At 61.6% G+C, this 11,054-nt stretch carries 10 protein-coding genes; 2 read left to right on the forward strand and 8 right to left on the reverse strand.

The annotated features are described in order from the left end of the window. Positions 1-967 precede the first annotated feature (967 nt). Positions 968-1,960, forward strand: a complete 993-nt coding sequence (locus FJ958_RS31070) for a DNA cytosine methyltransferase (protein WP_181176586.1) — start codon at positions 968-970, stop codon at positions 1,958-1,960. Here the strand turns inward: FJ958_RS31070 and FJ958_RS31075 are convergent. From FJ958_RS31075 to FJ958_RS31110, 8 genes are all read right to left on the reverse strand, one after another. After that, on the reverse strand, positions 1,912-4,206 hold the full coding sequence (locus FJ958_RS31075; protein WP_181176587.1) for an ATP-binding protein: 2,295 nt from the start codon (positions 4,204-4,206) through the stop codon (positions 1,912-1,914). The two genes, FJ958_RS31070 and FJ958_RS31075, sit on opposite strands and share 49 nt — an antisense overlap. Positions 4,207-4,411: 205 nt before the next feature. Next, positions 4,412-4,819: a very short patch repair endonuclease gene (locus FJ958_RS31080; RefSeq protein WP_140749868.1), complete on the reverse strand. Its 408-nt coding sequence runs from the start codon at positions 4,817-4,819 to the stop codon at positions 4,412-4,414. A 224-nt stretch (positions 4,820-5,043) separates the two neighbouring features. Beyond that, positions 5,044-5,184 carry a hypothetical protein gene (locus FJ958_RS32375; RefSeq protein WP_246679861.1) on the reverse strand — a complete coding sequence of 47 codons (141 nt, stop codon included), beginning with the start codon at positions 5,182-5,184 and terminating at the stop codon, positions 5,044-5,046. 35 nt (positions 5,185-5,219) lie between these two features. Next, on the reverse strand, positions 5,220-5,864 hold the full coding sequence (locus tag FJ958_RS31090) for a glutathione S-transferase family protein (protein ID WP_140749871.1): 645 nt from the start codon (positions 5,862-5,864) through the stop codon (positions 5,220-5,222). Between the two features lie 233 nt (positions 5,865-6,097). Next, a complete protein-coding gene (locus FJ958_RS31095; RefSeq protein ID WP_140749874.1) occupies positions 6,098-6,343 on the reverse strand; it encodes a MoaD/ThiS family protein in 246 nt (81 codons plus the stop codon). Positions 6,344-6,510: 167 nt separating this feature from the next. Continuing rightward, entirely contained in the window at positions 6,511-8,775 is a 2,265-nt protein-coding gene (locus FJ958_RS31100) for a xanthine dehydrogenase family protein molybdopterin-binding subunit (RefSeq protein WP_140749877.1), read from the reverse strand. Between the two features lie 2 nt (positions 8,776-8,777). Continuing rightward, positions 8,778-9,254 carry a (2Fe-2S)-binding protein gene (locus FJ958_RS31105; RefSeq protein WP_140693161.1) on the reverse strand — a complete coding sequence of 159 codons (477 nt, stop codon included), beginning with the start codon at positions 9,252-9,254 and terminating at the stop codon, positions 8,778-8,780. After that, on the reverse strand, positions 9,254-10,114 hold the full coding sequence (locus FJ958_RS31110; protein WP_140749880.1) for a xanthine dehydrogenase family protein subunit M: 861 nt from the start codon (positions 10,112-10,114) through the stop codon (positions 9,254-9,256). The genes FJ958_RS31105 and FJ958_RS31110 overlap by 1 nt, the downstream gene beginning before the upstream one ends. A gap of 270 nt (positions 10,115-10,384) precedes the next feature. On the opposite strand from FJ958_RS31110, the gene FJ958_RS31115 reads away from it, so the two are divergent. After that, positions 10,385-10,828: an SRPBCC family protein gene (locus tag FJ958_RS31115; protein WP_140749883.1), complete on the forward strand. Its 444-nt coding sequence runs from the start codon at positions 10,385-10,387 to the stop codon at positions 10,826-10,828. The last annotated feature ends 226 nt before the right edge of the window (positions 10,829-11,054 follow it).

Here is an 11,054-nt window from a genome sequence, read left to right on the forward strand (position 1 = left end):
GCGGTTGGGGGGGTAGGGCAAGGTTAGGCGGGAACGGGTTTCCGCACGGATTCCGTTGCACCGAAGCGACCGCGATTCGCAGTTTACTGGATCCGTGGTCCCGCGAGCGCCTGGGCGGATGGCACCACGGCAAAGTCGGCCCGCATGATTAAGTGCCTTAGTCGCTGGACGCGAGGTCAACTGCTCGAAGGTCAGATCCGCCACCCGCTTGTGCCGGAGAATGTCCAGATGGCCCAGCGCTACCGCCAGGAACCCGAACCGTTCACCGGTTTGGCCGAAAGAACCCGGTCCTCGTCGGGCAAACGGAGCTGCCGCAATCGATGGTCGAAAGCGCCGCCGGCGATGCGATCCTTGCCGGCAGACGCGAGATCGAGGAGGGTATTGGCGCCATCACGACGGTGCGTGAGAGGCAAACGTTCTTGTCGTGAGGTTAGGGGCGAGACGTAGGTCAGGATCGAGCCGCTGGATGGGCGATCCAACTGCGAGCGCTACGGCTCCCTTATGATGGACGCGCGCACCCTTCATCATCTTGAGTGGCCAATCTGCTCCGGTAACTCTCTGCCGTGCATGACTTCTGTGAAAGAGCGGATTAGAGCGCGTAATGCGGAAATGTCGCCGCCAGCTTTCAAATAGGCGAGCACATCCTTGTCCAGGGACGCGACGTCTGGAGCAGACCGAACGTCAAGTCTTATATGAACGTATAGCTCCAGTCGACGCACTGCCGGGGTACGCTTTTTGATCATTCCGTGCGCGACCCGATGCGCCATCGGCTGATTCACTCCGGCCTCACGCGCAAGTTGAGCGACCGGCATGCCCGTTAAGGTTAACAGGTTGTTTACCGAAGTCGCTATATTCTCGATGTCGCCAGGGGACAGGTTCTCGTAAGCGGCCATATTTCACGGTTGTCGGTAGCAGCCTATCATGCTTATATGAATGTATAGATATTCTCAAGTGCGGGAGATGGTCATTGGCGTTCTCTATCGGCGATCTGTTTGCGGGTGCCGGCCTCTTCAGTGAGGGATTCCGGCAGGCTGGCTTCCTGCCGCGCTTTGCAGTCGAACTCGATGCGGAGGCAGTCAAGTCTTACCGTCGCAACGTCGGCCCCAACGCTGTTCATGGATCCGTGACCGACGTCCTCAACTTGGGGACGGTCGACGTTCTGATTGCGGGACCGCCCTGCCAAGGCTTTAGCACCTTGGGACGCCGAGACCCGCTTGACGCCCGTAATGACCTTTGCTTCGCCGTCCTCCCTTGGGCGGACGGCGCCAAGCCGAAAGTGATCGTGATAGAGAATGTTCCGCCCTTCCTGAAATCCGGACACTGGCAGCGACTGGCACGGGGTCTGCGACGGCGCGGGTACAAGATATTCACTTGGGAGCTTGAAGCAGCCGATTTCGGAACGCCTCAGTTGCGGCGAAGAGCTTTCACGATCGCATCAAAGATCGGGATTATCTCTCCGCCGGCGCCGGTCAGCGAACGGATCAGTTGCGCCCACGCATTGTTAAACGAACCCATCGCGGAAAACGACCTGATGCATCGCTGGCCGACATTGCAGGGCGTGTCAGCTCAGCGCGTAGCCCTCGTACCCGCCAATGGCGATAAGCGGGACATCCAGAAGGCAGCGCCGGAACTTTGTCCGCCTTCTTGGCAAAGGATCGGCTGCCAAGCGACGGACGTCTGGGGGCGCATCGATCCCGATGAGCCCGCGAACACGCTTCGGTGCACGTTTCTGAACCCCTCGAAGGGGCGATATCTTCATCCGACGGAAAACCGGACGATCTCCCTGCGCGAGGGTGCTCGGCTCCAGGGGATACCCGATGATTGGCTCATTGACGGGCGACCGTATCAAGTGGCCCGCCAAATCGGCAACGGTGTCCCAATCCCCTTGGCCCGAGCAGTGGCGAAGCAGATTTACGCCGCGTTGTCTGCCTTCGAGACTGCGGACAGCTTGGCAGCCTGATCATTGTCTGTTTCGGACGAAGGCCTGATTGGCGATCCATCGTCGACTTCATCTTCATTCAAGTCCTGCTCGAGGGTCTTGATCGCATCCAAATGGACTGCCAACGCATCTTTGATAAGCTGCCTGATCCCGATAATCCGGATCTGATCTTTCGGTGTCGATTCTAGAAATTTCTTGAGGAGCATCTTTTGACCGACGGCCGTGGCGCTTGTGTCCGGCATGGCACCGATGAGATAGCCGTGCATCGCCGGAGCATGGCCCATCTCGCTTTGGCACCATTCCCCAATCTTGAAGAGATATTCTTCGAGCTGCCTGTAGTGATCATAGGTCAGGGGTTTGGACACGCTTTTTAGTTCGATAACGTTCAAGACGTGAGGGGCTGACATGAGAGGATCACTCACTAGGAAAACTAGATCCGGGCGGGTCTCGTCCTCATTGCCTTCGTCATCGACGACTGCGGCAAACTTGTCGACTCCGAGGACCTTCGCGAGCTTGCTGACAACCTTGTTCATGTCCTCGTCGGAGGCGAGGTAATTCGCGTATTCTGGGCGAATCAGCCAAGGGTTTACCTTGAAGAGGCCGTGCAGCTCCTTTTCGGTCTGTTTCTTGTTCCACTGCTGCTCGCCCTTCTCCTCAAGCGTCAGCAGTGCCTGGATGCCGCTTCGGCGGCCGCGGTAGTGCTTGAGGGCGTCGACTTTCTCAATCTCAGCCAGTTCCCGCAGAGAGGACGCGATACGATCGAGCGTTTCCGGCTTCGAGCCCAGCGTGATGAGCCTGCTGAGGACATCTGTGGCGTTGACCGAATGTACCACTATCGGCGCGAGCTCGTTGAACTGAGGCGTGCCGACCCCGTACTCCGCCGCTAACATCGTCAAAAGCTTTTTTGCTGGCTGCCGCGTCTTTCGCGGAAGGTGCTCAATGATCCGATTGACGACGTTCGCTTCGGGGTCCTTGTGTATCTCGTCTTCCGCAACCTGTTCGCGGAAGCGACCGTGCCGGGCTATGGCGGCCTTCATGATCTCGGCTAGTCGTGAAGCCATCGTTCCGATGAGATCGCTGCCCTCTTTGAACTGCGTGCGGCTCGTATTGATGATGTCGACTGAACCGCGATCGAGGTCGTCGGCTTCCACCACACACTCCATATAGTCTTGGCTATGGAAGCTGTGCATCCCCGTGCCGAGATCGAACAACGTTGGACCGGCGGCCAAGCGGTTATTGCAGTAGATGCGGGCCCCGCGCTCCTTTGCAGCCAAATGTTCCTTCCGCTTTCGAAAGCCTACGTAGTATCTAAACTTCATCTCGCCTAGATCCTCGATCTGCACGCTGTCTTCCGCCAACTCGTTCCTCCTTATCCCTTCCAACGTCAGGCTTTCTGGATAGACGAATTCATAGTCTGGGATGGCTGGCGCTAGGATTTCATCGTTGATCCTGATTGCGAAATCCTCCGGCCTGATCGCGTTGAAGGAAGAGCGGATGGATTTTTCGATGGTTTCCTTCTGTTCGCGGAAGGCGTCACTCTTCAGTACGGAGAAAGTGATCGTTGTGCCGTGTAACTCAGGGTCGAGCTCGCGCTCGTAGGTGACGGGGATCTTGATACTGCCGACGTCCTTCGCGCCTTCGATCTCCTCATCGTCCATCGTTATGATTGTTGCGTGCGTCTGGCCGCGGCGCTTCGTCCATACCTTGACTTTCTGCGCTACGCCAAATCCTGCTAGCTTCCCTAGGCCTTTCCGACCCATGACGAAACGCTTCCCCCCTTCGGTCATGAGGTTCGGCTTCGGGTCTGTGCGCCTGTTCCGGTTGAGCGGGAGGAATCGGGTTTCGACTTCGTTCGTGCTCATCCCGTGACCATCGTCCCTTAGAAGGATCTGAACCTCCTCGGGAAGCGTATGCGCCAACATCTCGAACGCAGCGCCGACGCCATCTGAACTTCCGTTCGGATGTTCGGCAACATCCGACGCTGCATGCTGTTCTGCTTTCTTTTCTTCCTCTCGCCTAGTCTTCATCTCTTTCCGTAGCTTATCTCGCTCGGCGGCGATGCGTTCATACGGAAGCGAAATGTCAATCTTAGTAGCATCGCTATCGTAGGCGTTGGCGATGAACTCGACCAGAACCTTGCCTATGCTCGTGTACAGGTTGATGCCGAGCGTTTTCAGCATGCCGCTTTGTACGACCATCTTCATATGAGCAGGAGCGGCCTCAGAGCCTTGAGCAATCTGCGCAACTGCTTTCGAATGATCGTCCATAAATCCCCCCATATTCACCAGCTTCCGTCGCGCGAAGCAGTTCGCACTCACAAAGCAAGTATTAACTTTCCATGCAAGCGCGGCCAAGACTCAGAGTACTTTATTTTCCCCACGTGAAGCGTGAACGGTGACGGCATTCTTAAGGCAACGAACATGTACCCTGAAAACGTTGGAAAGGCGTGCAACCTCGTGATGGCCCTTGGAATCAGCTCAAAAAAGCCCTGAGCTTAGCGATCAAGGTATCTCGATCACGTTTGCGCGTTTCGCATTCCCAGACAACCAGAACTTGCCAACCGTTCAAGCGCAGCCTCTCGATGCGATCGGCATCCCGAGCCATATTTCTTTCGATTTTCGCCCCCCAGTATTCTGTTCGACTGTTGGGTCGTCTGCCCTTCTGACAGCTGTGGCCATGCCAGAAGCATCCGTGTACGAAAATCGCGCTTCGCCTGAGCCGGAACACGATATCCGGCTTCCCCGGTAGCTCTTTCGCATGCAGCCTATATCGGTAACCCTGAGCGTGCAGCAGGCGCCGTACCACAATCTCCGGCGCGGTGTCCTCGCGTCGAACGGCCTTCATGATGCCCCTTCGCTGCTCGACCGAAAACGTGTCCATCCCCGATAGATATTCGACATTCCGAATCTGGCAAGCATAATCCCCACCAGCCCGCCGGCCGAGTAACAGTCCTCGATGGTCAAGCCACTTCCCGAGTCCACGGTACAGCCAGGTCTTGGTCGCCGACAGCAGTGAGACTCTTGCCCCTTACCTCCCAGGCAGCCTCGGCAGCAGGAATATCTCGGCCCTCGGCTGCAGCTCCTTCCCCCACATATCCCGATAGATCACCCCATCGATCGCCACCGGAATCCCGCGCGGTCGATCAGCGGCTCGGGATACTGTTCAGCCAGCTTCCTGAACAGCTCCCTGATGTCCTTGGCCTCGATCTCGACCTTGGTCCTGCCTCCGACCGACTGAACAAACACTCGTAACACGACTGCGAACCCACTATGAATCTCGATCAGTTAACCGAGGCGGCGGTGAAAACCGCCAGCTGGGCGGCGAAGGCGCGCTTGAAGGCGGGGCGCGCTTCGCCGCGGGCGACATAGGCGGAGAGGTTCGGGTATTCGTCCAGGATGCCGGATCGTCGCAACCGGCGCAGCACCGACACCATCATCAGGTCGCCGGCGCTGAACGCAGCGTCGAGCCAGTCGGCATCGCCAAGGCGGCTGGAAAGGTCGCCCAATCGGTTGCGGATGCTTTCCTCCACCAGAGGCCGGCGCTGCTCGTACCAAGGCTCGTCGACGCCACGGTTGATGATCGGCGGCTCCACCGTGCTGAGCGCGGCGAACAGCCAAGCGATCGCACGTGCGCGGGCGTTGGTATCGTCCGGCAACAGGCCCGCATGGCGCTCCGCGACATGGAGCACGATCGCTCCCGATTCGAACAAAGCGAGCTCGCCTTCCTCATAGGTCGGGATTTGCCCGAAGGGGTGAAGCACGCGGTGCGCGGGCTGCTTCATCGCCTCGAACGAAACGAGGCGTACCTCGTAAGGCTGCCCCACTTCTTCGAGCGCCCAACGAACGGGCATGTCACGCGCCAGTCCCTGGCCGCCATCAGGCGACCGTTCAAAGACGGTGATGGTGGGGAGCGTCTTGTCGGTCATGGCTGCCTCCTCTGATAGCGCGCTATCCCAGGAACGTTCGAAACCAGGCCGGTCCGACAACACGCCGGCAAAAGTCGGTGAGATTTCCGCTGGCTTCGAGGTCTTCCGCACGACCGCGCGGCACAAAGGCATGTGCTTGGCGGGCCTCGCTCCATGGGCGCCGATCCGATCTCGCGCCACTCAGACGTTCGAGAACCCTGGGCTAAGCAATGGCGATGAGCCAACTCTGGCCCCTAACCCCCAGCCAGCCTCGGCAGCAAAAATATCTCCGCCCCGGGCGGCAATTCCTTCCCCCACGTATCGCGATAGATCACCCCGTCGATCGCCACGGCAATCCCGCGATCGATCCACGGCTCGAAGCCGGGATACTGTTCAGCCAGTTTCCTGAACAGTTCCCTTATGTCCTTGGCCTCTATCTCGACCTTGCTCTTGCCGCCGGCGAGTTGGCCGAGCGCGCCCCAAAGCGTGACTTCGACCATCGCTTAAGGTGTGCCGATATTCAAGTGACGCCGGCCTGCGAACGAAGGCTTCCTGCGCTTCCGGTGCTCACGTACGAAAAGTACGCTCCGCTCCGGTTCTCGCAAGCCGTCGTTCTCGACTCGTCCTGACTTGAATCTCAACACACCTAACCTCAGCGTTGGATATCTCAGCCTTCCAGTTCCGCCTCGATCGCCGCCAGGATGCGCGGGGGCGACATCGGGATGTGGGTCATGCGCACGCCGGCCGCGTTCGACACCGCGTTGGCGATCGCCGCCAGCGGCGGCACGATCGAGGTTTCGCCGACGCCGCGCACGCCATAGGGGTGGTTGGGGTTGGGGATTTCCAGGATCTGCGTGTCGATCATCGGCAGGTCGGAGCACACCGGGATGCGGTAGTCGAGGAAGCCGGCGTTCTGCAGCCGCCCGTCCTTGCCGTAGATATACTCCTCGTTGAGCGCCCAGCCGATGCCTTGCGCCGCGCCGCCCTGGTACTGGCCCTCGACATAGGTCGGGTGCACCGCCTTGCCGGCGTCCTGCACCACCGTGTAACGGATGACCCTGGTGGCGCCCGTCTCGGGGTCGACCTCGACGTCGCAGATATGGGTGGCGAAGGAGACGCCGGCGCCGTCGGCGACGAGCTCGCTATGGCCGGCGATTGGCCCGCCGGTCTTGCCGGATTGCGCCGCGATCTCCTTCAGCGAGAGCGCGGCGAGGTTGCCGTACTTCTCGCCCCTGGCCAGCGCGTGGCCCTTTTCCCAGACGACGTCGTCGACCGGAATGTCCCACATCTGCGCGGCGCGCTCGCGCAGGATCCTGATCGCGTTGCGGGCGGCCGAGATCGTCGCCATGGAGGAGGAGAACGTGCCACGGCTGCCATCGGTCATGTCGTTATAACCAAGACTGGAGGTGTCGGCGACGATGGCCTTGACCTGGCTGTAGTCGATGCCGAGCTCTTCCGCCGCCACCAGCGACAGCGACGCGCGGGAGCCACCCACATCGACAGTCCCGACGGCGAGCGACACCGAGCCGTCCATGCCGATGTTCAAGTCGGTGCAGGTCTGGCCGCCGAAATTGAACCAGAAGCCGCAGGCCATGCCGCGCCCCTGGTTCTCCTTGAGCGGCGCCTTCATGTGCGCATGGTGCTTGGCCGCTTCCAGCGTCGGGCCGATGCCGATCGGGCCGTAGACCGGGCCGTAGGAGGAGCGCGTGCCTTCCTGGGCGGCGTTCCTGATGCGGAACTCGACCGGGTCGATGCCGATCTCCTTGGCCAGCTCGTCGACGGCGCTTTCCACCGCGAACGCGGCCATCGGCGCGGACGGCGCGCGATAGGCCGCGGTCTTCGGCCGGTTGACCAGCACTTCGTAGCCCACCGTCTTGACATTATCGAGCTTGTAGCAGGCAAACGCCGTCATGGCGCCGACCTCGGCCCAGCTGCCGGCATAGGGGCCGCTGGTGTAGCGCAGCGTCGCTTCCGCCGCCGTGATGGTGCCATCCTTGCGGGCACCGATCTTGACGTCGATCGAGGTGGCGCTGGTCGGGCCCGAGGCGCGGAACACCTCGTCGCGGGTCATGACAAGCTTCACCGGCCGTCCGGCCTTGCGCGACAAAGCCAGCGCCACCGGCTCGGCCCAGACATGGGTCTTGCCGCCGAAGCCACCGCCGATCTCGGACGAGGTGACGCGCAGCTTCGAGGCTTCCATGCCGAGCAGCTGCGCGCAGTGCTGGCGGTAGACGAAATGCCCCTGCGTGCAGACCCAGAGGTCCGCGGTGCCGTCGGAGCTGACGCTCGCCACGCAGGCATGCGGCTCGATATAGCCCTGGTGCGTCTGCTCGGTCTTGAACGAGCGCTCGACGATGAAGTCGGCATGCCCGAAACCCTCATGCACGTCGCCATGGCCGAACTGGCTGCGCTTGGTGACGTTGGATGGTTTTACGGGCTTCTCCTCCAGACCCTCGGTGAAGATCGTGTCGTTGATCAGCGGCGCGTGATGCGCCATCGCCTCGTCGACATCGGTGACATGCGGCAGCGGCTCGTAGTCGACCTCGATCAGCTTCAGCGCCTGCCTCGCCGTGCGGGCATCGACAGCGGCGACCGCGGCCACCGCATGGCCGTCATAGAGCGCCTTGGTGCGCGCCATGCAATTGTCGAGGATGTCGTACATGGCGGCATCGCCATCGGTGAGATCGGGCAGGTCGGCGGCGGTGATCACCGCCTTCACGCCGTTCAGCTTCTCGGCCTTGGAGGTGTCGATCTTGCGGATTTTCGCATGGGCGTGCGGGCTGCGCAGGATGCGCCCGACCAGCTGGCCGGCCATGTTGAAGTCGGCGCCATAGCGGGCGCGGCCGGTGACCTTGTCGACGCCGTCGGGGCGGATGGGGCGCGTGCCGACGGATTTGAAACTGCGCCCCGAATAACGCGGATCGAAATTCATCTTCAGGCTCCCTTCATCACGCTTGCCGCGTCCTGGACGGCGCGCACGATCTTGTCATAGCCGGTGCAGCGGCAGAGATTGCCGGCCAGGCCGAAGCGGATTTCCTCCTCGGTCGGATCGGGATTCTTGGCCAAGAGGTCCTTGGCCGCGATCAGGAAACCCGGCGTGCAGATGCCGCATTGCAGCGCCGCGTGCTCGAGGAACTTCTGCTGCAAGGGATGCAGCTGATCGCCATGCGCCATGCCCTCGACGGTCTCGATGCGCCGGCCCTCGGCTTCGGCGCCCAACACCAGGCACGAGCACACCAGCCGGTTGTCGAGGATGACGCTGCAGGCCCCGCAATCGCCGGTGCCGCAGCCTTCCTTGGCGCCGGTCAGCCCGAGCCGGTCGCGCAGCACGTCCAGCAGCGTCTCGTCGGGCTGGCACAGATATTCGATCGTGTCGCCATTGATGGTCGTTGAAACTGCTATGCCAGCCATCATTTGCCTCCCGCACGTGCATAGGCGGTCATCGCGGCCCGCCTGGCCAGCACGCCCGCAACCTTCCGTCTGAATTCGATCGTGCCCCTCTTGTCGTCGATGGGGCGGCAGGCGCCGGAGCAGACCTTGGCCAGCCGCTCGAGTGCCGCTTCGTCGAGCTTCCTGCCGACAAGGGCCTCTGCGGCCTCTTCGACCAGCAGCACGGTGGGTGCGGCGGCGCCGATCGCCACGCGGGCCACCGTCACGACGCCCGCTTCGTCCAGCGTCAGGTTGACGCCGGCGCTGACCACGGCGATGTCCATCTCCGTGCGCGGAATGAACCGCAGATACGCATCGCCCGAATGCGGCGCGCGCTTGTCGAGCAGGATCGCCTCGATGATCTCGCCCTTGGCGAGCGAGGTCTTGCCCGGCCCGACCGGCACGGCTTCGACCGCGATCGTGCGCCTGCCTCCGGGCCCGGCAATGACCGCCCGGGCGCCGGCCGCGACCAGCGCCGGAACGCTGTCGGCCGCCGGCGAGGCGTTGCACAGATTGCCTGTCATGGTGCAGCGTCCCTGCACCTGCTTCGAGCCGATCAGCTTCGCCGCTTCGACGACGCCAGGCCATGCCTTCTTCAGGACGGCGCTCTCGCCCAGAACGGCGCAGGGAACAGCGGCGCCGATGCTGAAGCCGTCGGCCGTTTCGCGGATGTCGCTCAGGCCGGCGATGCCCTTGATGTCGACGATCAGCTCGGGCTCGATGAAGCCGCCCTTCATCCTCACCAGAAGGTCGCTGCCGCCGGCGAGAATGGCCGCCGGCCCCGCCGCTCCGGCCAATTGGCCAACGGCATCTTCGATTGAAAGCGGACGTATGTAACGCATCGTCTCCCCTTGATTGTCGCGATCTCGCCGACCGTTATAAACTGTCTCCTCACAATGACCATCCGCTTCGTCATTCGCGACGATGGGCCACACGCCGCAAAATGCAGTCCCAAATCCACCCGAGCCGGCGTAAGTCGACGTAAGTCCAAGGGGGCTGCGCCAATTGGACATGCCCCGGACGGGGCCCTAAAAAATTCGGGCGCCTGTGTCGGATTGGCAAGGCGCGGCCCGTCCTTGGGGCGTCGAACAGCAATGATGAAAGGAAAGAATATGCCCGGCACCGTACGTCTGCACCGTGTTCTGACCACCAGCCCGGAAAAGGTCTATCGCGCCTTCGTCGAGGCCGATGCGCTGGCCAAGTGGCTGCCGCCGAATGGTTTCACCTGCACGGTCGATCATCTCGAGGCAAAGGTCGGCGGCACGTTCAAGATGGCCTTCCGCAACTTCACGACCGGCGGCAGCCATTCCTTCGGCGGCGAGTATCTCGAACTCGTTCCGGGCGAGCGCCTGCGCTACACCGACAGGTTCGACGATCCCAACCTGCCCGGCGAGATCCAGGTGACGGTGATCCTGAAGAAAGTCTCGGTCGGCACCGAGATCGACATCACCCAGGCCGGCATTCCGGACGTCATCCCGGTCGAGGCCTGCTATCTCGGCTGGCAGGAATCGCTCCGGAACCTGGCAAAGCTCGTCGAGCCCGAGATCAATCAGTAGAGCGATGAGTGCAGCGCTGTCGACGATGACATCCTCATCGGCGGCGCCAACGGCTGCGGGCGGTGACAAACAGGGGCCTTGACCGCAATCATCTTGCGCGTGAAACCTCTCCGGCCAAAGGGCAGTGCAATCGCATACGGCAGCGCCGGCCCCTCTCCGTCCGCTGCGCGGCCACCTCTCCCCACTTTGTTGGGGGCGAGGAACCAAGCCTCCCAAAGCCGCGACT

Origin of the sequence: Mesorhizobium sp. B2-3-5 (assembly GCF_006442395.1) — a bacterium.
Classification (GTDB): Bacteria; Pseudomonadota; Alphaproteobacteria; order Rhizobiales; family Rhizobiaceae; genus Mesorhizobium.